Genomic DNA, 21408 nt, shown 5'->3' with positions numbered 1-21408 from the left:
TGCTGCGCGGCCGGACATGCGGTTACGCTATGCCGCCCACGTAAAGATCTTGCCTGGGTTCATCAGGTTGCGCGGATCGAGCGAATGCTTGATCGAGCGCATCACGTCGATCGCGACGGGACCGTGTTCTTCGAGCAGAAAGTTCATCTTGTGCAGGCCCACGCCGTGTTCGCCCGTGCAGGTGCCGTCCATGCGCAGCGCGCGCTGCACGATGCGGTGATTCAGGCGCTCCGCTTCTTCCATCTCTTCCGGCTTGTTCGGGTCGATCAGAATGCAGACGTGGAAATTGCCGTCGCCGACGTGTCCGACGATCGGGCAGGGCAGCGGCGAACCGTTGAGGTCCGCTTCCGTTTCGACCACGCATTCGGCGAGGCGCGAAATCGGCACGCAGACATCGGTGGAGACCGCTCGGCTGCCGGGCTTCAGTTGCAGCATCGCGAAGTAGGCGCTGTGACGCGCATTCCACAGGCGACTGCGGTCTTCAGGGCGCGTCGCCCATTCGAAGTCCTCGCCGCTGTTTTGCGCGGCGATTTCCTGCACGAGTTCGGCCTGCTCTTTCACGCCGGCTTCCGTGCCATGGAACTCGAAGAACAGCGTGGGCGCTTCGCGCAGCGTCAGGTTCGAATGACGATTGATCGAGCGGATCGCGAGCGAATCGACGAACTCGACGCGCGCAATCGGCACGCCGATCTGGATCGTCTCGATCACGGCGCGCACGGCGTCGCCCATCGACGGGAACGCGCAGACAGCCGCCGACACGGCTTCCGGCTGCGGATAGAGGCGCAAGGTGATTTCGGTGATCACGCCGAGCGTGCCTTCGGAGCCCACGAACAGGCGCGTAAGGTCATAACCCGCCGACGACTTGCGTGCTCGCGTGCCCGTGTGGATCACGCGGCCATCGGCGAGCACGACGGTCAGGCCCAGCACGTTCTCGCGCATCGTGCCGTAGCGCACGGCATTCGTGCCCGACGCGCGCGTCGCCGACATGCCGCCGATGCTCGCGTCCGCGCCCGGATCGATCGGGAAGAAGAGACCCGTGTCGCGAAGCGCCTCGTTTAACTGCTTGCGCGAGATGCCGGGCTCGACGGTGACGGTCAGATCTTCCGCGTTGATCGACAGCACGCGGTTCATTTCGGACAGATCGATCGACACGCCGCCTTGTACGGCCAGCAGATGGCCTTCCAGCGAGGAGCCATTGCCGTATGGAATGATGGGAACGTCGTATTGACTGCACAGCGTGACGACGGTCTGGACGTCTTCGGTGTTGCGTGCGAAAACGACAGCGTCGGGCAGTTGCGGATCGAACGGTGATTCGTCGCGGCCATGATGGGCACGAACGGCGTCGGATGTCGATACGCGTTCACCGAATGCCGATTTGAGCGCGGTGAGTAGCTCTGCAGGAAAAGGGCGGCGCACGGGGGTGGGCGGCACGGGATGGTTCACCTGCGTCTCCTGATGGCGAATATTCTGATGGTTGATAGCCATTTTACGCCCTTCGACCGTGGCCCGGCGTCGGACTCGCAAGCTCTGTGCAGCCTTTGATGCGGCGTTTGACGCGGTGTCGCGAGCGGGGAGCGCGGCAACTCTATAATGAAGCGCGACGGCATATCGCGATGTATCCGCATGGACGCATCGTCAATCGACACAAGGAAACGCACATCATGGGCAACCGCTTGAGCAGGATCGCGACGCGCACGGGCGACGACGGCACCACGGGTCTCGGCGACGGCCGCCGCGTGCGCAAGGATGACGCGCGCATTGCCGCGATCGGCGACGTCGATGAATTGAACTCGAATATCGGCGTGCTGCTGTGCGAGACATTGCCCGACGGCGTGCGTGCCGCGCTGACGGCGATCCAGCACGATCTGTTCGATCTGGGCGGCGAGCTATGCATTCCGGGCCATTCGATGATCGCCGATACGCATCTCGCACAACTGGATGCATGGCTCGCTGAACACAACGCGACCTTGCCGCCGCTCAAGGAGTTCATTCTCCCGGCGGGCACGCGCGCCGCTTCGCTCGCGCATGTGTGCCGGACGGTTTGCAGGCGAGCCGAGCGCTCGATCGTCGCGCTCGGTGCCGTCGACACGATCAACGCGGCGCCGCGTCGATATGTGAACCGGCTGTCCGATCTGCTGTTCGTGCTGGCTCGCGTGCTCAACCGCGCGGATGGCGGCAGTGATGTGCTGTGGCAACACGACCGCGGCTCGAAAAGCACCGGCGGCTAGCGAGGCGGGCCAAGGACACGGCCAGCCGCGCAAGAAGCGCGGCAAAAGCCTGGCGAAGAGGCGGGACAAAAAGCGGGACCAGGAGCCCGATAACAAGCGCCTGACATCGAGCGCGACAAAATGCGAAGCGACGGGCAGCCCGACCGCTCAGCCGACCGCGAGCGTGACCGGCTTGCCGATACGGCTCATCATTTCGACGAGCGTATCGATCGTGAATTTCGAAGTCTTCTTGTTGACGACATCCGACACGCGCGGCCGCGACACCATCAGGATTTCCGCAGCCTCGGACTGCTTCAGATGATGCTGTTCGATCCACGTGGACAGTTCGGACATCAACTGTTCCTTGAGCAGGCGCGTGTCGTTGATCTGCTTTTGCGATGCGGCGTGCAGCCGTTTTGCTTCGTCTGCGGGGAAGCCGAGTTCGAGAAACAGATTCGCGCCCGGTTTCGTGACATGACGGACCCTGGTGTCGATGGTCTTCATACTTTCCTCACATTGGCCGCTGCGCGATAACGCGCTTCGGCGATTTCCCTGTCATGCCGGCTGGTTGCCTGCGTCTTCTTCTGGAAGCAGTGCAGTACATATACGGCTTCGACAAACTTGGCGACGTACATCACGCGAAAAGTGCCTTCCTGTTCGCTGATGCGAATTTCACGCGTGCCCGCGCCGACGATATCGAACGGCTTCCAGTTGTCCGGATCGAGGCCCGCCTGAACCTTGGCGAGCTGAAAGCCTGCCTGGCGGCGAGGTTCATCTGGAAACGAAAGCAGATCGTCATAGCTGGAGCCGATCCAGCGAATCTCTTTTTCGAGCTCCATGTGCTCCCTTCATGTACAAAATTTTATACCCAAATTTCCCGGTGTTCAACGCCTTTTCGCAAACACCGGCACGAGATTCGAAGGCACAAAAACCGCACATGAAGCGCGATTCGGCCGAATGGCCAAAAAAATGCCCGGCTGCATGAGTCGGGCAAAGTCTGCGTGAAGCAATATGGGCGATGGTCAGTTGCCGCTGCCGCGCGCGACGCGCCGTTGCCTGACGGCATCCGCGAGACCTTCGAGCACGGCGATGCTGTCGTCCCAGCCGATGCATGCATCGGTGATGCTCTGGCCGTACGTCAGCGCGCAGCCCTCTTGCAGGTCCTGGCGGCCCGCGACGAGATGCGATTCCACCATCACGCCGACGATGCGCTCGTCGCCCGCCGCGATCTGGCGGCCGATATCCGCGCACACGGGAATCTGGTTTTCGTGCTTCTTCGAGCTGTTCGCGTGGCTTGCGTCGATCATCAGGCGCGCGGCGAGGCCTGCCTTGCCGATGTCGGTGCACGCTGCGTTCACGCTGTCGGCGTCGTAGTTCGGCACCTTGCCACCGCGCAGGATGATGTGGCAGTCCTCATTGCCCGCCGTCGATACGATGGCCGAGTGGCCGCCCTTCGTCACCGACAGGAAATGGTGCGGCTGCGACGCGGCCTTGATTGCATCGACGGCGATCTTCACGTTGCCGTCCGTGCCGTTCTTGAAGCCGACGGGACACGACAGGCCCGACGCGAGTTCGCGATGCACCTGCGATTCCGTCGTGCGCGCGCCGATCGCGCCCCACGAGATCAGATCGGCGATGTATTGCGGGCTGATCATGTCGAGATATTCGGTGCCGGCGGGCAGGCCCAACTCGTTGATCTTCATCAGCAGCTCGCGCGCGGTGCGCAGGCCGTCGTTGATCTTGAAGCTGTTGTCCATGTACGGATCGTTGATGAGGCCCTTCCAGCCCACCGTCGTGCGCGGCTTTTCGAAGTACACGCGCATCACGATCTCGAGTTCGGTCGCGAAGCGCGTGCGCTGTTCGATCAGGCGGCCTGCATATTCGATCGCGGCCTTCGGGTCGTGAATCGAGCAGGGTCCGATGATGACGATCAGACGGTCGTCCATGCCGTGCAGGATCCGATGCATCGACGAGCGAGCGTTGAAGATCAGGTCGGATACCTTCTCGTCGCAGGGGAACTCGCGGATCAGGTGAGCAGGCGGCGTCAGTTCTTTCAGTTCGCGGATGCGGACATCGTCGGTATTGTGCGGGGGCATGGTTTTCTCCTCGATTCGGTTCGTAGCGCGGTTCGCGCGGTCTGCGATTCAACGACGGCGCCGCAGCGAACGGGTCAACAAGCTAAAACGGTCAAAGTCAAAGTCGTTGGGACGAAAAAAAACCGCCAGACTCGCTGGCGGTTTTTTCGGGAATTTCAGGTGCCTATGTACGTTCACACCCCTCTCGATCCGCCAGCGGTCTGAGATGCCCAAAAGAAATAAAAATAAAACTTGGCGGACATGGCGAAAAAGGGATGGCTCGTCAAAAGGGTTGAATTGCTTTATAACCCGAGGATTGCTCAGCTGGCAAGCTGTGGGCGCTGAAAATGCGGAAAATCCGCACGTTTCGCGCGACCGATGCACGAAACGTGCGGAACGTGCGAAATCAGACCGTGCCGCCGACCGTCATCTTCTCGATGCGCAGCGTCGGCTGGCCCACGCCGACGGGCACGCTCTGGCCTTCCTTTCCGCACACGCCGACGCCCGTATCCAGCGACATGTCGTTGCCAATCATGCTCACGTACTTGAGCGATTCCGGGCCGCTGCCGATCAGCGTCGCGCCCTTGACGGGGTACGTAATCTTGCCGTCTTCGATCATGTACGCCTCGGACGCCGAGAACACGAACTTGCCGTTCGTGATGTCCACCTGGCCGCCGCCGAAGTTCACCGCGTACAGCCCGTTCTTCACGGACGCGATGATTTCCTGCGGGTCCTTGTCGCCGTTGAGCATGTACGTGTTGGTCATGCGCGGCATCGGCAGCGCCGCGTACGATTCGCGGCGCGCGTTGCCCGTCACGGGCATTTTCATCAGGCGCGCGTTCAGCGTGTCCTGGATGTAGCCCTTCAGGATGCCGTCTTCGATCAGCGTCGTGCACTGCGTCGGGTTGCCTTCGTCGTCGATGTTCAGCGAGCCTCGACGGTTGGGCAGCGTGCCGTCGTCGACCACGGTGACGCCCTTGGCCGCGACCTGCTCGCCGATGCGGCCCGCAAACGCGGACGACCCCTTGCGGTTGAAGTCGCCTTCGAGGCCGTGGCCGATCGCTTCGTGCAGCAGCACGCCGGGCCAGCCCGGTCCGAGCACGACCGTCATCGCGCCCGCGGGCGCCGGACGCGCATCGAGGTTGACGAGCGCTGCATGCACCGCGTCGTCCACGTACTTCGACAGGATGTCGTCGGTGAAATAGCCGTAGTCGTAGCGGCCGCCGCCGCCGCCGCTGCCGATTTCGCGTCGGCCATTCTGTTCGGCGATGACCGTCACCGACACCCGCACGAGCGGGCGGATGTCCGCCGCCAGCGCGCCGTCGCTGCGCGCGACCAGCACCACATCGTATTCGCCCGCAAGACCCGCCATCACCTGCGTGATGCGCGGATCGCGGCCGCGCGCCATCTGCTCGATGCGTTCCAGCAGCTTGACCTTCGCCGTTGCGTCGAGCGAGTGCAGCGGATCGGACGGCAGATAGAGATCGCGCCCGGACACGCCCGTCAACGTCGACGCCGCCTTGATCTTCTGCTTGCCGCCGCCCGCCTTGGCGATCGCGCGCGTGGCGATCGCGGCCTGGCGGATCGCTTCGGGCGACAGGTCGTCCGAATACGCGAAGGCCGTGCGGTCGCCGGAGACGGCGCGCACGCCGACGCCCTGGTCGATGCTGAAGCTGCCCGATTTGACGATGCCTTCCTCCAGGCTCCAGGCCTCGCTGCGCGTCGCCTGGAAGTAGAGGTCGGCGTAATCGACGCGATGCGTGAAGATCTCGGCGAGCGTGCGGGTCAGCACGGCTTCGTCGAGGCCGTAGGGCGTGAGGAGCACGTCTTTGGCCGTCGCGAGATTACGGATGCTGGGTTCGATGATGTTCATGCGAAGTTCGCTCGATTCAGGGTATTCGGTTGCGTGCGCAGCCGTCAGATGGGTAACGGCTGCGGCACTTTCAATGCATGCGGTTCAAATCAGACTTAGTCAGCTGAGCATGCGGTGGCGCCAGGCCGGCAGGCTTTGCCGGACTTCGTCGATGCGTGAGCGCTCGATATTGCCCGCGACGACGCCCGCGCCTTCGTCGCGCACGTCGATGATTTCGCCCCACGGGTCGATCAGCATGCTGTGGCCCCACGTGCGCCGGCCGTTTTCATGCTTGCCGCCCTGCGCGGCGGCGAGCACGTAGCACTGGTTCTCGACGGCCCGCGCGCGCAGCAGCGTTTCCCAGTGCGCGCGGCCCGTCGTGTACGTGAATGCGGACGGCACGACGATCAGCGCGCAGTCGCCCATGCGCCGGTACAGCTCGGGAAAGCGTAGATCGTAGCAGACCGACAGGCCCACGCGCCCGAACGGCGCGTCGAACGTGCGGACGGTGTCGCCGGCGCGGATCGTGCGTGCTTCGTCGAACGATTCCTCGCCCTTCTCGAAGTTGAACAGATGGATCTTGTCGTAGCGCGCGGCCTCATTGCCTTGCGGATCGAAGACGAGCGTCGTGTTCAGCACGCGCGTCGCTTCGGGCGCCGTCAAAGGCAGCGTGCCGCCGATGACCCACACCTTGTGCCGGCGCGCAGCGTCGGCGAGAAAGCGCTGGATCGGGCCGTCACCGTAGCGTTCGCGCACGGTGAGCTTGTCGGTTTCCTTGTAGCCCATGAAACAGAAGTATTCGGGCAACAGGACGAGCTGCGCGCCATCGGCGGCAGCTTGCGCGATCAGGCGTTCGGCCTCGGCGAGGTTGCGGTCGCGCTCCGGCGTGCTCACCATCTGCAGCGCGGCGACGCGGAAGGGGCCAGCGTGAGGGGATGACTTCGCGGACTGCGTGTTCAGGTCGCTCATAGGCGTTCGATAGACTCCTGCCAAAGGGAACGGCGCAAAAGCACGTCACCGGGGCACTGCGGAAAGGGGATGCCAGCAACGGCTCTGCACTTCCGGGCGGCCGGCACGGGCACGTGCAATGCAGTGCCCAGGCGCGTCAGGCGTGCGCTTCGCTCAGTTGGGCGCCGCGACGGCGGCCGGCGCGTTCATATTACCGCGATCGGTGTGGACCCGCTCGACGTGCGGCTTGGCCCATGAACCCGTGATTGCGTAATCGACTGCGAACGCATGCTCGATCGAATGCGACAGCGCGATATCGGCGACCAGCGCGCCCAGCCCGAGCAGCGGGTTGATCACGGCCGCGGCGACGACGCCCGCGCCCGCGCTGACGGTCGGCACGATATGCACCTTCAGGTCCTGCGTTTCGTGCGGCAGGTCGACGGAGCCCTTCATTTGGGCCCGCGCGGGCGCCGTGACCATCTCGAAGTCGTTCGTCGTGCCGATGCCGTTCTCGACGCGTGCCGTGCCCGTCACGTGCTCGAACGGCAACCCTTCGCCGATCACGTCGCGGAAATCCATCGACGCGTAGCGCGCGAGGCTTTGCAGGCTCAGCACGCCGAGCAGCTTCGCGACGCCGGGATCGACCTTGAGAATCTGTCCGTGCCGCAGATCGGCGGCGAGGTTGCCGTTGAGCGTCGGATAGTCGGGTTTCGTGGGACCGCCCCGCCAGCCGAGCTTGCCCGACACCGATCCTTCGCCCGCCTTCAGCGTGCGCGGCAGTCCCGCGCGTTCGAGCAGCGCGCCCGCATCCTTGATGTCGAGCTTGAAATCGAGTTCGGTGCTGCGCTCGGCCTCGTCGTCCTGGTTCGCGCCGTAGTTGCGGCCCGTGCGCCAGTTCGCCGTCGCCTTGAGCGTCGCGGCCGGGTTGCTGATGTCGAGCGAATCGAGTTGCCAGACGGGCGTGCCGTTGTCCTCGAAGTTGTGCGCATTGACTTCGAGCTTGCCGAAATTGCGCCCGCGCACGCTCAACTCGTTGACGACGAGATCGATCGTCGGAATGTTCTGCGCCGGCTGGTTGATGGCCGGACCGAGCAGATCGTTTTCGGCCACGGATGGAATCACGAGCCGGGCGAGCCGCGCCTGCAGCGTGCCCGGCGAGCCCGGCGTCGCGCCCGGCAGCCACGACACGTGCCCCGACACCTGGTTCGACGCGATGTTCGCCTGCCACTGCTTGTCGTAGCGCGACGCGCCGACCACCACGCTTTCCCAGCGGCGCTTGAGCAGCGTCAGCGTGCCGATGTGCACGGCGAAGCGGTTCGGCATGAACTGCACGGCCGTCGCGCTGGGCGGCATCGGCGCGACGCCTTCGTTCGCCTTGCGCATCTGCACGAAGAGGGCGCGCCAGGCGTCGGCGTCGAGCGCGTCGATGTCGACGGCGGCCGTCACGCCTTCCGACGGCAGATCGGCCGGCCGGTTCACGCCGACGGCGCCGCGCACGACTTCGGGCGGCTGGCCGGGCGCGTGCCTGAGCAGATAGGTCGCCGCGATCGGGCCGAACGTGAGGTCCGCGCGCTGGATGCCATTGCTATTGCCGTTGCCTTCCGCGACGGCGCTGCCGCCTTCGTTCGAAACACTCGGCCGGAACGTGAAGTCGAGCGGCATCGGCGTGCCGATCGGCTTCTTGAACGGCGCGGGGAAATCGAGCGCGAGCCCCGTCAGGTCCGAATGAACGGCGACATCCGGCAAGCGGCCTTTGGCGCCGCGCACGCTCATGTCGTACGGCGCGCCGCCGTTCATCCGCGTCAGCACCTGCGCGGGCAGGCCGCGCAGGTTCAGTCCGCGCGCGGCATCGACGGCGACATGCCCGGACACGTCGAGTGCGTACGCGCCGCTCGCGTCCAGTCCGCCTTTCGCGCGCACGTCGCCGCCCATGAACTGCCCCGAGAGCCCGTCGACCTGCGCCGTGTGCTCGGTGAAGCGCACCTTGCCGCGCAGTTGCGACAGCGGCGGGACGTTGTCCATCGACAGCCTGTCGTTCTCGAACGCAAGCGAGCCCTCCACGGCGACGCGCGGCTTCGGCGGCGTGCCGGGCGTGGGCAGCGTGCGCGGCACCGTCAGCTTGAGCGCGAGCGCGGCGGGGCCCTCGGCATGGAGCTTTTCCGTCTGATGTTTCGCCATCCCGCCGAGCGCGCTGTTGTTCACGTAGTCGAGCATGTCGGCGAGCGGCCCGCGCGCGTCGCCCGTGATGACGAGGCTCGATGCGCGCGTGCCCAGGTCGTCGATCTTGCCCGTCACCTTGTTCAGCGCGAGGCGCTTGTAATGGGCGCGCTCGGCGTCGAAGCGCAGCAGGTTCTCTTTCAGCTGGAACTCGCCGTCGATGCCGTCGAGCGCGGGCCATACGTTCGGCGTGCCGTTCTTCAGCGTGCGCGGCGGGTACGGCGACGGGTCGAAGCGGCCGCCCTTGAACGGCGCGACGATCCGGAAGACGCCCGCCTTCGGATCGCGCGAGTAGGGGAATTTGTCGAGATTGCCGTGAATCTCGATGGTCGCGCCGCGCGACATGCCCGCCTGCAAGCCGTGGCCCAGATAGATGCGCAGCTTTTCGCTGATGCTGGTCGGCAGATAGCGCGTGATGCGCGGCACCTGCGCGCGCTCGAACTCGGCCTTCAGATCGAGCGAGCCGCGCCCGCTGCCGATGTTCGAATAGCTGGCCGTCGCTTTCGCGTCCGCGTCCGCGTTCGACACCTTCAGCTCCGACACCTGCACGTCGAATGCCTTGTGCCGCTGCCCCGGCGCGACGGCGGGCGCGATCGTCCATGTGCCCTTGCCGCTCAGATGGTCGAACGTCAGGCGCGGATCGTCGAACACGCCGGGCATCGTGATCGCCGCGTTCGCCGTGTCGATGGTGAGCGCGCCGTGCCGTTCGTCGGCGTCGACGGTGCCCCACAGATTCTCGATGCCCGGAATGCCCGCTCGCGGGTGATTTCTCGCGGTGAGCCCAGGCGGCGGCTCCTGCGCGGCGATGCTGATGCCTTGCAGGTCTCCCTTGAAGCGATAGCGGATGATCGGCTCCGCGCCCGGCTCGCGATGCTCGCTCGCGGCTTCGCCCGAATCGGGCTTGCCGCGCTCGACTTCGATCGTGTAATCGGCGACGAGGCCGCGCGGGTTGTAGCGCACGAGGTTGTTCAACAGACGCCTCGGCAGCGGCAGCGCGCGGCTGAATTCTGCAAGGATGCCGAGGTCGACGCGATCGCCCGTGATGCTGATCAGCTGTCCGTGCTGGACGCTCGGCACCCGGTAACGGCTCGACAACGTATGAAGCGCGAGGATGCGGGCGACGGGCGTGCCGTCGTCGAGCGGCGGCTGGCCGAGCTCGGCGCGCAGATCGCGCAGATCGAGCGTCCATTCGTCGGCGTCGTGCGCGACAGCCCACGAAAAACGCGCGACGGGCACGTCGAGCTTCGGCTGCGTCGGCTTCACGCGCAACGCGATGCTGTTGCCCGACAGCTCCCCGGCGGCAGACCTCACGCGGCCTTGCGTGAACTGCAGCCAGATCGCGTTGTCGATGCGGCCGGCGTAGGTTTCGATCGGGAAATCCATGTAGCGGGCGAGCATCGGCAGATCGACGGGGCCCGTCGAGATATACGCCTCGCCCGTCCAGTTGATCGGCTTGCCCATTGCCCCGAGTCGCGCGTGACGGAAGTGCGCGCGAAAGTCGAGCGGACCGAACAGCACCTTGCCGTCGGGCGGCGCCTGGAGCGCGAGCTTGTGATCGTAGCCGTCGCTGAGAATGGCGAGGCGGATATTCTGCAAGGCAATCTCAGGCGCGTCGCGCCGCGTGTCGTGCCAGCGCAGCGTGCCGCCGCGCAGGATCATCGCCTGCTGCCGCAACAGCCATGTGCTGAACGTGTCGTTGCCCGTGTGAACCGTCGGCACCGTCACGCCGGCGATGGTGAGCGAGCCGTCCGTCTCTCGCTCGATGAGCAGATCCGGCTTGTCGATGATCACGCTGGAAAGAATGGGCGCGAGCTTCCAGACGGACGACCACGACACGGTCGCGCTCGCATGCGGAATCATCAGCGCGACTTTGCCGTCGCGATTGGTGATGGTGACGTTGGTGGCTTCGAGTCCTGGCTGGAAGCCCGTCCAATGCGGCGCGAGCTTGCCGATCCTGAGCTGGGCGTGGATCTTTTCGGATACGGCTGCCTCGATTTTCGGACGGAAGGAGTCGGCGTACGGCAGCACGAGATAGCGCAGGCCGAGCACGGCCAGCAGGACGACGAAGTACAGGAAGAGCGCAATGCTGAGAAGGACTCGCAGCGTGTGGCGCAGCACCACATGATCGCTTCCGCCTACGGGCTTGACGCGTCCGGCTTCATGCGGGTCGGCGGATGAGTTTCGCTCGGACATGCTGCGACGGGGTAGGCATATGGTAGTTTTGCGGTTCTAACGACGAAATGTATCACACGGGCCAGCCGCCAAGGCCGTGAGGCGCAGCGGGTGTGCGCAAGGCCACACGGGGTGCCGGCGGTTTGCGCGAGCAACGGCCGCGAGATACCTCAGCCGCAATTCAGCAACAAGCGAGCCAGATCCTTGATGACCGAACCATCCCTGTTGAGTTCCAGCTATTCGCACTACGCATCGCGTGCTTACGCGGCGCAACCCCATCTCGCGGCGCGCGTCGCGGCGCTGGCGGCGGCGCCCATCAACCGGCAGCGCATCGACGCGCGGCTCGATGCGCTTGCCGACGCGTTGCGTGCGGCGCCCGATGCGCCGCTTTCCGAAGACGCGCTGAAAAAGGCGCTGCGTCAGCTTCGTACTGAAGTGTTTTGCGCAGTGATGGAGCGCGACCTGACGGGCGCGGCCGACGTGGCCGAAGTGACGGGCACGATGACCGACCTCGCCGAAGCGACGATCCAGCGCGCGATGGCCGTCGTATCAGCCGATCTCGAAGCGCTCTTCGGCGAGCCGCGCGGCTCGCAGGGCGAGCGCCTGTCGCTCGGCGTGGTCGGCATGGGCAAGCTGGGCGGGCGGGAGCTGAACGTATCGTCGGACATCGACCTGATCTTCGTCTACGAAGACGACGGCGAGACGACGGGCGGCCAGCGCTCGCCCATCGCGACGCAGGACTTCTTCACGCGACTCGGCAAGCGGCTGATTGCGGCGCTGGCCGAAGTGACGGCCGACGGCTATGTGTTTCGCGTCGACATGCGGCTGCGGCCGAATGGCGATTCCGGGCCGCTCGTGTGCAGTCTCGGCATGCTCGAAGAGTATTTCTATGTGCAGGGCCGCGAATGGGAGCGCTACGCGTGGATCAAGGGGCGGCTCGTGTCCGCGCAGGCAAGCGACTCGGCGCGCAGGCTCTCGAAGCAGCTCGACTCGATCGTGAAGCCGTTCGTCTACCGGCGTTACCTGGACTTCGGCGTGATCAGCGCGATCCGTTCGCTGCATCTGCAGATTCGCCAGGAAGCGCAGCGGCGCGCGTCGATGCGCCCGGATAAAGCCGACGATATCAAGCTCGGCCGCGGCGGCATCCGCGAGATCGAGTTCAGCGCGCAGGTGTTCCAGCTGATACGCGGCGGCCAGGACGCGGGCTTTCGCGTGCGTCCGACGCTCGCCGTGCTGACGCATGCGGCCGCGCGCGGTCTCGTTTCGCCGGAAGTGTGCGCGGATCTGTCGAGTGCGTATCTGTTCCTGCGCGAGCTCGAACACCGCTTGCAGTACCGCAACGACGCGCAGACCCACGCGATGCCCGTCGATCCCGGCGAGCGCGCGCATCTCGCGAAGTCGATGGGCTTCGACGACTACGCGTCGCTGATGTCGAAGCTCGAAGCGCACCGCGAGCTGGTCGAACAGCAGTTCGACCAGATTTTCGCCGACAAGGTGAGCGGGCAGGGCGGCTGCGGCGCGCCCGAAGACGGCGCGGCGGCGTGGGTCTGGAGCAGCGCGCTCGCGGACGATGGCGCCGACGAAGCGCTCGCAGCGCGCCTCGTCGAGCTGGGCATCGACGCGCCCGGCGATCTGCTCGCGCGCCTCAAGGCGGTGTGGCAGTCGTCGCGCTACGCTGGTCTCGCGGAGCGCAGCCGGCAGCGCTTCGACATCGTCGCGCAGCGCGCGCTCGAAGCCGCGCGCACGCTGGAGCCGCCCGAGCGGCGGGCCGATATTCTCGTGCGCCTGTTCGATCTGCTCGAAGGCGTCGGACGGCGCGGCGCGTATCTCGCGCTGCTGACGGAGTATCCGCAGGCGCTGCATCGCGTGCTGTCGGTGCTGGGCGCGTCGCGCTGGGCGGCCGGCTATCTGATCCGCCATCCGCAATTGCTCGACGAGCTGCTCGACGACGAAGCGATGGCGAGCCCGTTCGACTGGCCCGAGTTCAAGCGCGCGCTGCGTGCGCGGCTCGCGGCGGCCGACGGCGTCGAGCAGCAGATGGACCTGCTGCGCCACGCGCATCAAGCCGAAGTGTTCCGCATTCTGCTGATCGATCTGGCGGGCAAGCTGAGCGTCGAGCACGTCAGCGACCGTCTGTCCGAACTCGCGGACGCCGTGCTCGACGTGACGATCGAAGCCGTCTGGAACCAGCTTGCGAAGCGCCATCGCGAGGTGCCGCGCTTCGCGATCATCGCGTACGGCAAGCTCGGCGGAAAGGAGCTCGGCTACGCATCGGACCTCGATCTGATCTTTCTCTACGACGACCCCGACGACAACGCGTCCGACATCTACGCGACGTTCACGCGCCGCCTGATCACGTGGCTCACGACGGCGACGGGCGCGGGCATTCTGTTCGACGTCGACTTGCGGCTGCGTCCGAATGGCGAGTCGGGTTTGCTCGTGACGGACCTCGACGCATTCCGCCGCTATCAGCTGCGCGAAGGCGATGCGGCCAACACGGCATGGGTATGGGAGCACCAGGCGCTCACGCGGGCGCGCTATTGCGCGGGCGATCCCGAGATCGGCGCGAAGTTCGAGGCGATCCGCGAACAGGTGCTGACGACGCCGCGCGACGCGGCATCGCTTGCCGGCGAGATCGTCGGTATGCGGCGGCGAGTCGAAGAAGGCCATCCGAATCGCACCGAACTGTTCGATCTGAAGCACGATCGCGGCGGGATGGTCGACATCGAGTTCGCCGTGCAGTACTGGGTGCTGCTGCATGCGGCGCGCGATCCCGAGCTGATCCGCAACACGGGCAACATCGCGTTGCTGCGCGAAGTGTCGCGCTTCGGCTTGATGAGCGGCGAGGAGGCAGATACCGTCGGCGCGGCTTACCGGACGTATCGCAAGCTGCAGCACAAGCTGCGGCTCGACGGCATGGAGAAGGCGCGTGTCGAGCCGCAGACTGTGGAGAAAGAACGCGAGGCCGTGTTGCGCTTGTGGAAGCGGGTGTTCGGATAGCGGCTCGCGTGTTGTTACGGCGAGGGCGTTCGTTTCACGGCGCTCCCTGACGAGGAGATGGGGACAAGCTGAGGGCGAGCGCCGTTCGGGACTCAGGCCGTCGTGAGCATTTCCTTCGCGTGCTTGCGCGTGGTGGGCGTGATCTCCAGGCCGCCCAGCATGCGCGCGACTTCTTCGATACGGCTCGTCTTGTCCAGCGACGTGACGGTGCTGATCGTACCGCCCTTGCCGTTGCCGCTCTTCGCGACCTGCAAGTGATGATCGCCGCGTGCCGCGACCTGCGGCAGATGTGTCACGCACAACACCTGGCGCTGCTCGCCGAGCTGATGCAGCAGGCGTCCGACCACTTCCGCGACGCCGCCGCCGATACCCGTGTCCACTTCGTCGAAGATCAGCGTGGGCGTGGGGCTCGCCGCGCTCGCGATCACCGCGAGCGCGAGACTGATACGCGCGAGCTCGCCGCCCGACGCGACTTTCGCGAGCGGCCGCAGCGGCACGCCCGCATGACCGGCGACGCGGAATTCGATCTGCTCCATCCCATGCGCACCGCCTTCGGGCAGCGGCACGAGCGCGACCTCGAAGCTGCCGCCCGCCATCGACAGTTCCTGCATGCCCGTCGTCACGGCCGCGCCCAGCGCCTTCGCGGCCTTCGCGCGCGCCTTCGACAGCACCTTCGCTTCGGCGACGTACGCGTCTTTCGCCTTGGCCTCGGCGGCACGGAGCGCGTCGAGATCGGCGGCTGCATCGAGCTTTGCGAGCTGCTCGCGGCGCTCGTGATGTTCTTGCGGCAGCGCTTCGGGTTGCAGACGGAACTTGCGCGCAGCCGAGTGCAGCGCGTCGAGGCGCTTTTCGACCTGAGCAAGCCGATCGGGATCGAGTTCGAGCCGCTGCGCGTAGTGACTCAGCGAGTACGCGGCTTCCTGCAACTGGATTTCGGCTGGCTCCAGCGCGGCGAGCGCGTCGTTCAGTTCGGGATCGATCTCGGCGAGATCGCGCAGCTTCGAGATGATCGACGACAGATGACCGATCATCGCGTCGTCGGATTCGGACAGCGCGGACAGCGCGCCCTGCACGCCGTCGATCAGATTCGCCGAATGCGACAGCCGCCGATGCTCCGCGTTGACCTCTTCCCACTCGCCGGGCTGCGGCGCGAGCTTGTCCAGTTCGGTGAGCTGCCATGCGAGCCGCTCGCGTTCCAGTTGCAGCTCGCGGTCCTTGGTTTGCGCGGTTTCGACGGCCTGCGCCGCATCGCGCCACGCACGCCACGCGCGCGTGACGGCTGTGGTCGTGTCGAGCAGCCCCGCGTGCGTATCGAACAGCTCGCGTTGCGCGTCGGGCCGCATCAGCAGTTGATGCGCGTGCTGGCCGTGAATATCGACGAGCATTTCGCCGACTTCGCGCAGTTGCGTGAGCGTCGCCGCCGTACCGTTGATGAACGCGCGCGAGCGGCCGTTCGCATCGATCACGCGCCGCAGCATCACCGTGTTGCCATGTTCTGTTTCATCGGCGGCGAGCGCCTGCTCGTCGAGCCATGCATCGACGAGCGGGTGCGTTTCGAACTCCGCCGTGATGTCCGCGCGCGCTTCGCCCGTGCGCACGACGCTTGCATCGGCGCGCGAGCCGAGCGCCAGCGCGAGCGCGTCGATCAGAATGGATTTGCCGGCGCCCGTTTCGCCGGAGAAGACCGTAAAGCCGCTGTCGAATTCGAGGTCGAGCGCGGCGACGATGACGAAGTCGCGTATCGAGAGGTGGCGGAGCATGGCTCGTCTGTCTGGCGTGGCTTTGCGTGTGATGGTTGGCGTACGGTGTCTTGCTATGTTTGCGGGCGGTGCGGGCCGGTTCAGTCGTCAGGATCGTCTTCGCGCGACGGGTACTCGTTCCAGTGCAGCTTCTTGCGCAGCGTCGCGTAATAGCTGTAGCCGACGGGGTGCAGGAACGGCACCGTATGGCGCGAGCGGCGCACGTCGATCGTGTCGTTCAGTTCGAGCGCCGTGAACGACTGCATGTCGAAGTTCACGTTGACGTCGCGGCCCGAGATGATCTGGATGCTGACCTTCGAATCGTCGGGCAGCACAATGGGGCGGTTCGACAGCGCGTGCGGCGCGATCGGCACGAGCACGAGGCCCTGGAGCTGCGGATGCAGGATCGGCCCCTGCGACGACAGCGCATAAGCCGTCGAGCCCGTCGGCGTGGCGACGATCAGGCCGTCCGAGCGCTGGTCGTACATGTAGCGCCCGTCCACCGACACGCGCAGTTCCGCCATGCCCGAAAAGCCCGAGCGGTTCACGACGACGTCGTTGAATGCGAGCGCGTGGTAGATCGGCTGGCCGTCGCGCATGATCCGCGATTCGAGTAGCGTGCGCTCTTCGCGCTCGAAGCTGCCCGACAGCATCTGCGGGATGATCTCGCGCATGTCGGAGAACGGGATGTCCGTGATGAAGCCGAGCCGCCCGTGGTTGATGCCGATGAGCGGCGTCTTGTACGGCGCCAGTTGCCGGCCGATGCCGAGCATCGTGCCGTCGCCGCCGAGGACGATCGCGACGTCCGCGCGCGCGCCGATCTCGGCTGGACGCAGCATGGGCCAGCGCGTCACGCCGATTTCCTGCGCGGTCTCCGCCTCGAACGCGACCTCGAAGCCGAGCTTTTCGACGCACGTGGCGAGCGCGGTCAGCGGCTCCCCGATGCCCGGCGTATTGCTGCGCCCGACGAGCGCAACGGTCTTGAACTGGCTGTTAGCTTGCATGCCGGCATTACACCATAGGTGCGACCCGAAAAGAACCGTCGGCGGCGGCCGCGCGGGGCGGGCGGATGCCCCGTTGCCGCGCGCTACCGTCCAGCCATTGGCCGATTATCGTTAGAATGGTGAAGCCCTCATGACAGATGTGACGACTGCATAGGCGAACGAGCGGCGGCGCGAGCGCGGATGGGGTGCCGCGCAGCGCGTGGCCTGTGGCAGCGCACCCGTTGCGTTGCGTGCTGGCATGCGCTCGCCACTGTATGGACGGCTGTTCGGTTCGCTGTTCGGTCATTACGCTAAAATTTCCTCGCCATGCTAGATCCTCGCGCACAAACCCTCCTGAAAACGCTGATCGAGCGATATATCGCCGAGGGTCAGCCGGTTGGCTCGCGCACATTGTCGCGGTACTCCGGGCTCGAACTCAGCCCGGCGACCATCCGCAACGTGATGTCCGATCTGGAGGAACTGGGCCTCGTCATCAGTCCGCATACGTCGGCGGGACGCATTCCGACGCCACGCGGCTACCGGCTTTTCGTCGACACGATGCTGACCGTCGAGCCCGCCGCCGATGACGATGCCGTGATGCGCGCGGTGAAAACGACGCTCCAGCCCGGCGAGCCGCAGAAGGTGGTCGCGGCGGCGGCGAGCGTGCTGTCCAATCTGTCGCAGTTCGCGGGCGTGATCCTGACGCCGCGCCGCAGCCACGTGTTCAAGCAGATCGAGTTTCTGCGCCTGTCCGACAAACGCATCCTCTTGATCATCGTGACGCCCGAAGGCGACGTGCAGAACCGCATCATGGCGACGCAGCGCGATTTCACGCCGTCGCAGCTCACCGAGGCATCCAATTACATCAACGCACACTTCGCGGGCCTGTCGTTCGACGAGGTGCGAAGGCGTCTGCGCGAAGAGATCGACGAATTGCGCGGCGACATGACGACGCTGATGCACGCGGCCGTCACCGCGAGCACCGACGTCACCGACACGGGCGAAACCGTGCTGATTTCCGGCGAGCGCAACCTGCTCGAAGTGGCCGATCTTTCTTCCGACATGGCGAGGCTGCGCAAGCTCTTCGATGTATTCGATCAAAAGACGAGTCTCCTTCAGTTGCTCGACGTGTCGAGTCACGCGCAAGGCGTGCAGATTTTCATTGGCGGCGAGTCGAATCTCGTCCCCATCGAGGAAATGAGCGTCGTGACCGCGCCGTATGAAGTGAACGGCAAGATCGTCGGCACGCTCGGCGTGATCGGGCCGACGCGCATGGCGTACAACCGCGTGATTCCCATCGTCGACATCACCGCGCGCCTGCTTTCGATGACGCTCAGCCAGCAATAAGCCGCGGTAAAGCTACGCTGCATTCATCGGCACATCGCTGCCGTCATGATGATCATCATGCGCGGCGTTTTTCGCCGTGACAATTGGCCGAATGATTGGCCGAATGGCCAGGTATCGGCGGCAGACCGCGCCGCTATAATGTTCTCCAGCCCAATACGTTCAATACGACCATTACGTGCCGCGCGTGCGCGGCGTTTCTCCAGCCTATGCGCTTCGACCTCGAGCGGCCTTCGCAGCCTGCCGCGGCACATCGTGTCGCCGTACTGCTCATCAACCTCGGTACGCCCGATGCGCCGACGCCTCGCGCCGTGCGGCGCTATCTCGCGCAGTTCCTGTCCGATCCGCGCGTGGTCGAGATCCCGTCGTTCCTGTGGCAGATCGTCCTGCGTCTGCTGATCCCGCCGTTTCGCGGCGCGGCATCGGCGAAGAAGTACGCGGCCGTGTGGATGCCGGAGGGCTCGCCGTTGCGCGTACACACGGAGAAGCAGGCGGAAGGGCTGCGGCATCTGCTGCAGGTGAACGACTACGCGGTGATCGTCGATTACGCGATGCGCTACGGCACGCCCGGCATTCCCGCGATGCTCAACCAGCTCAAGCTCGCAGGCGCCGAGCGCATCCTGCTGATGCCGATGTACCCGCAGTATTCGTCGTCGACCACGGCCACCGCCTTCGACGATGCGTTCGCCGCGCTCAAGCGAATGCGCAATCAGCCGGAAGTCCGCACCGTGCGCCAGTACGCGGACCATCCCGCGTACATCGCGGCGCTCGCCGCGCAGGTGAATCACTATTGGCACACGCATGGCCGTCCCGATTTCGCCGCGGGCGACAAGCTCGTGCTGAGCTTCCACGGCGTGCCGAAGCGCACGCTCGATCTGGGCGATCCGTATCACGAGCAATGTCAGCAGACGGCATCGCTGTTGATGCACGCGCTCGGGCTCACGTCCGTCGAGTGCCGCGTGACGTTCCAGTCGCGCTTCGGCAAGGCGGAGTGGCTGCAGCCTTATACGGCGCCGACGCTGAAGGAACTGGGCGCGGCGGGCGTGCGTCGCGCGGATGTGTTCTGTCCGGGCTTCACGGCCGACTGCCTCGAAACCATCGAGGAAATCGGCATGGAAGTGCGTGATGAATTCATTCATGCAGGCGGGAAAGTTTTTCACGCTATCCCTTGCCTGAACGCATCGCCGGCATGGATCGCGGCGCTCGGCGAAATCGTCGCGCAGCATCTGCAAGGCTGGCCGGTTCAGGCGAACGTGCCGCAAAGCGCATCCGCGGCTTGAAATTCCGTGTCCGGCATGCAATGTGCATTCATGACCGGCTGACGTCTCTCAAGACGTACTTCGTATGACCGCGCCTCGGGCGCTCGAAGAAGGACTGATGAACTACAAGATTTCTACCGAACCTGGCGCGCGCTTGCGCATCGACAAATGGCTGTGGGCGGCGCGCTTCTTCAAGACGCGCTCGATCGCGGCAGACGCCGTCGAGAAGGGCCGGGTGCGGATCGGCGGTGCGGCCGTGAAGCCGGCGAAGGATGTGCGCGTCGGCGACATGGTCGAGATCGAGATCGAACGGGTCGTGTGGCAGGTCGAGGTGCTCGGCGTATGCGACGTGCGCGGCCCGGCGAGCGTCGCGCAGACGCTCTACGCGGAAACCGAAGAGAGCAGGCAGAAGCGGCAGGTCGAGCACGAGCGGCGCAAGACCTATCGCGAGCCGGCCGCCGGATTACATGGCCGGCCGACCAAGCGCGACAGACGCGTCATCGACAAAATTTCCAGTGGGGATTGAACAGCTCTTCGATCGTCGCATGCACGCCGCCATATTCGGTGGTGCGGTCGTTGACGACTCCGGACATGCAGATGGTCGTGGTGCCTGCAATGAGTACCATTGCGACCACCGATATAGCGAAGGTCAGTTTCACGGTACTCCCCTTGGAGATTTGCAAGCGGAAACGGGCGGTTCAGCTAGTGGTAAGGTCGGCGTCAGGTTAGGGTTAACGTGCCTTTTCGGACGCTCAAGATGAGTTTAGGACACTCGCGCAGCGCGCTCAATCTGATTATGATGACGCGCCTGAAATGCTTGTTACCGCGCATTTCCGGGCGCCTGCAACGTGCAAAAAGCCCGCGGGTGCCTTGAAATACGGCGTACGCGCCCTAACTTGAACGGTTGATGCGCGGCTGGCGGGTTGTAGCGGCACAACGTCCATCGGGCGGTCCGCATGACCCTTCCGCCGTTTCTTGGCCTTAATTTTTTTGAATTTCAGCGACATGGAAAACACGCAAGAGAAACCGACGAGCCAGAACCCCACGCCCGCCGACGAAGCGCGCCAGGCCGCAGAGGGCGCATCGGGCGAGCAGCAGGCACAGCAGCCGGAAGCGGGCGCTGCCGAACAGCCGGCACAAGCCGCGCAGGCAGACGCCGAGGCCGCGCTGGCCGAAGCTCAGGCGAAAGTAGCTGAATTGCAGGAAAGCTTCCTGCGCGCGAAAGCGGAGACGGAAAACGTCCGCCGCCGCGGCCAGGAAGACGTCGCGAAGGCGCACAAATTCGCGATCGAAAGTTTTGCCGAGCATCTGCTGCCCGTCGTCGACAGCCTCGAAGCCGCCGTTGCGCATTCGACCGACGATCTGGCGAAGGTGCGCGAAGGCGTCGAACTCACGCTGCGTCAGCTGACGGGCGCGCTCGAAAAGGGCAAGGTCGTCGCGCTGAACCCGGTCGGCGAGAAGTTCGATCCGCATCGTCATCAGGCCATTTCGATGGTGCCGGCCGAGCAGGAGCCGAACACCGTCGTCGCAGTGCTGCAAAAGGGCTACGTGATCGCCGATCGCGTGCTGCGTCCGGCGTTGGTGACGGTCGCGGCGCCCAAGTAAGCGCCTG

The 21408-nt window shown here is 65.2% G+C and carries 16 protein-coding genes; 6 read left to right on the top strand and 10 right to left on the bottom strand.

What is annotated here, in order from left to right:
* Positions 1-27: 27 nt before the first annotated feature.
* Positions 28-1443, bottom strand: coding sequence for an FAD-binding oxidoreductase (locus VSR68_RS23840; RefSeq protein ID WP_342942212.1), 1416 nt, complete (start codon positions 1441-1443; stop codon positions 28-30).
* 218 nt (positions 1444-1661) lie between these two features.
* Between VSR68_RS23840 and VSR68_RS23835 the strand changes: the two genes are divergently transcribed.
* On the top strand, positions 1662-2228 hold the full coding sequence (locus tag VSR68_RS23835) for a cob(I)yrinic acid a,c-diamide adenosyltransferase (RefSeq protein ID WP_342942185.1): 567 nt from the start codon (positions 1662-1664) through the stop codon (positions 2226-2228).
* A gap of 147 nt (positions 2229-2375) precedes the next feature.
* Here the strand turns inward: VSR68_RS23835 and VSR68_RS23830 are convergent, their stop codons facing one another.
* The 6 genes from VSR68_RS23830 to VSR68_RS23805 form a co-directional block, all read right to left on the bottom strand.
* Positions 2376-2711: a helix-turn-helix domain-containing protein gene (locus tag VSR68_RS23830; protein ID WP_342935769.1), complete on the bottom strand. Its 336-nt coding sequence runs from the start codon at positions 2709-2711 to the stop codon at positions 2376-2378.
* Positions 2708-3046 (bottom strand): type II toxin-antitoxin system RelE/ParE family toxin, encoded by a 339-nt coding sequence (locus VSR68_RS23825; RefSeq protein WP_342942184.1) that lies wholly within the window; start codon positions 3044-3046, stop codon positions 2708-2710. Before VSR68_RS23825 ends, VSR68_RS23830 begins: the two co-directional genes overlap by 4 nt.
* A 183-nt stretch (positions 3047-3229) precedes the next feature.
* Entirely contained in the window at positions 3230-4303 is a 1074-nt protein-coding gene (aroG, locus tag VSR68_RS23820; RefSeq protein WP_342942183.1) for a 3-deoxy-7-phosphoheptulonate synthase AroG, read from the bottom strand.
* Positions 4304-4688: 385 nt separating this feature from the next.
* Entirely contained in the window at positions 4689-6155 is a 1467-nt protein-coding gene (gene tldD / locus VSR68_RS23815) for a metalloprotease TldD (RefSeq protein WP_342942182.1), read from the bottom strand.
* Between the two features lie 99 nt (positions 6156-6254).
* Positions 6255-7103 carry a carbon-nitrogen hydrolase family protein gene (locus tag VSR68_RS23810; RefSeq protein ID WP_342942181.1) on the bottom strand — a complete coding sequence of 283 codons (849 nt, stop codon included), beginning with the start codon at positions 7101-7103 and terminating at the stop codon, positions 6255-6257.
* Positions 7104-7256: 153 nt separating this feature from the next.
* Positions 7257-11492 carry a YhdP family protein gene (locus tag VSR68_RS23805; protein ID WP_342942180.1) on the bottom strand — a complete coding sequence of 1412 codons (4236 nt, stop codon included), beginning with the start codon at positions 11490-11492 and terminating at the stop codon, positions 7257-7259.
* 186 nt (positions 11493-11678) lie between these two features.
* On the opposite strand from VSR68_RS23805, the gene glnE reads away from it, so the two are divergent.
* A complete protein-coding gene (gene glnE, locus VSR68_RS23800; RefSeq protein ID WP_342942179.1) occupies positions 11679-14471 on the top strand; it encodes a bifunctional [glutamate--ammonia ligase]-adenylyl-L-tyrosine phosphorylase/[glutamate--ammonia-ligase] adenylyltransferase in 2793 nt (930 codons plus the stop codon).
* A gap of 92 nt (positions 14472-14563) precedes the next feature.
* Here the strand turns inward: glnE and recN are convergent, their stop codons facing one another.
* Complete coding sequence (gene recN / locus VSR68_RS23795; RefSeq protein ID WP_342942178.1) at positions 14564-16231, bottom strand: DNA repair protein RecN; 1668 nt, start codon at positions 16229-16231, stop codon at positions 14564-14566.
* 80 nt (positions 16232-16311) lie between these two features.
* Positions 16312-17214 (bottom strand): NAD kinase, encoded by a 903-nt coding sequence (locus tag VSR68_RS23790; protein ID WP_090870766.1) that lies wholly within the window; start codon positions 17212-17214, stop codon positions 16312-16314.
* Between the two features lie 306 nt (positions 17215-17520).
* Between VSR68_RS23790 and hrcA the strand changes: the two genes are divergently transcribed.
* The 3 genes from hrcA (at position 17521) to VSR68_RS23775 (ending at position 20322) form a co-directional block, all read left to right on the top strand.
* A complete protein-coding gene (gene hrcA / locus VSR68_RS23785) occupies positions 17521-18540 on the top strand; it encodes a heat-inducible transcriptional repressor HrcA (RefSeq protein ID WP_090870768.1) in 1020 nt (339 codons plus the stop codon).
* A 206-nt stretch (positions 18541-18746) separates the two neighbouring features.
* Complete coding sequence (gene hemH / locus VSR68_RS23780) at positions 18747-19817, top strand: ferrochelatase (RefSeq protein ID WP_342942177.1); 1071 nt, start codon at positions 18747-18749, stop codon at positions 19815-19817.
* 97 nt (positions 19818-19914) lie between these two features.
* A complete protein-coding gene (locus VSR68_RS23775; RefSeq protein ID WP_342942211.1) occupies positions 19915-20322 on the top strand; it encodes an RNA-binding S4 domain-containing protein in 408 nt (135 codons plus the stop codon).
* Here the strand turns inward: VSR68_RS23775 and VSR68_RS23770 are convergent.
* Complete coding sequence (locus VSR68_RS23770) at positions 20294-20455, bottom strand: hypothetical protein (protein WP_342942176.1); 162 nt, start codon at positions 20453-20455, stop codon at positions 20294-20296. The genes VSR68_RS23775 and VSR68_RS23770 overlap by 29 nt on opposite strands.
* Before the next feature lie 346 nt (positions 20456-20801).
* Here VSR68_RS23770 and grpE point away from each other — a divergent pair, with 346 nt between their 5' ends.
* The gene (gene grpE / locus VSR68_RS23765) at positions 20802-21401 is read left to right on the top strand and encodes a nucleotide exchange factor GrpE (protein ID WP_342942175.1); all 600 of its coding nucleotides are present in this window, start codon (positions 20802-20804) and stop codon (positions 21399-21401) included.
* The last annotated feature ends 7 nt before the right edge of the window (positions 21402-21408 follow it).

It is taken from the genome of Paraburkholderia phymatum (genome assembly GCF_038900715.1).
GTDB lineage: Bacteria > Pseudomonadota > Gammaproteobacteria > Burkholderiales > Burkholderiaceae > Paraburkholderia > Paraburkholderia phymatum_A.
This window is presented reverse-complemented; position numbering and strand designations above follow the sequence as displayed.

Coding starts and splice junctions, on each gene's coding strand:
- VSR68_RS23835 (WP_342942185.1), top strand. CDS start 1,662: ATGGGCAACCGCTTGAGCAGGATCGCGACGCGCACGGGCGACGACGGC.
- VSR68_RS23830 (WP_342935769.1), bottom strand. CDS start 2,711: ATGAAGACCATCGACACCAGGGTCCGTCATGTCACGAAACCGGGCGCG.
- VSR68_RS23825 (WP_342942184.1), bottom strand. CDS start 3,046: ATGGAGCTCGAAAAAGAGATTCGCTGGATCGGCTCCAGCTATGACGAT.
- aroG (WP_342942183.1), bottom strand. CDS start 4,303: ATGCCCCCGCACAATACCGACGATGTCCGCATCCGCGAACTGAAAGAA.
- tldD (WP_342942182.1), bottom strand. CDS start 6,155: ATGAACATCATCGAACCCAGCATCCGTAATCTCGCGACGGCCAAAGAC.
- VSR68_RS23810 (WP_342942181.1), bottom strand. CDS start 7,103: ATGAGCGACCTGAACACGCAGTCCGCGAAGTCATCCCCTCACGCTGGC.
- VSR68_RS23805 (WP_342942180.1), bottom strand. CDS start 11,492: ATGTCCGAGCGAAACTCATCCGCCGACCCGCATGAAGCCGGACGCGTC.
- glnE (WP_342942179.1), top strand. CDS start 11,679: ATGACCGAACCATCCCTGTTGAGTTCCAGCTATTCGCACTACGCATCG.
- recN (WP_342942178.1), bottom strand. CDS start 16,231: ATGCTCCGCCACCTCTCGATACGCGACTTCGTCATCGTCGCCGCGCTC.
- VSR68_RS23790 (WP_090870766.1), bottom strand. CDS start 17,214: ATGCAAGCTAACAGCCAGTTCAAGACCGTTGCGCTCGTCGGGCGCAGC.
- hrcA (WP_090870768.1), top strand. CDS start 17,521: ATGCTAGATCCTCGCGCACAAACCCTCCTGAAAACGCTGATCGAGCGA.
- hemH (WP_342942177.1), top strand. CDS start 18,747: ATGCGCTTCGACCTCGAGCGGCCTTCGCAGCCTGCCGCGGCACATCGT.
- VSR68_RS23775 (WP_342942211.1), top strand. CDS start 19,915: ATGAACTACAAGATTTCTACCGAACCTGGCGCGCGCTTGCGCATCGAC.
- grpE (WP_342942175.1), top strand. CDS start 20,802: ATGGAAAACACGCAAGAGAAACCGACGAGCCAGAACCCCACGCCCGCC.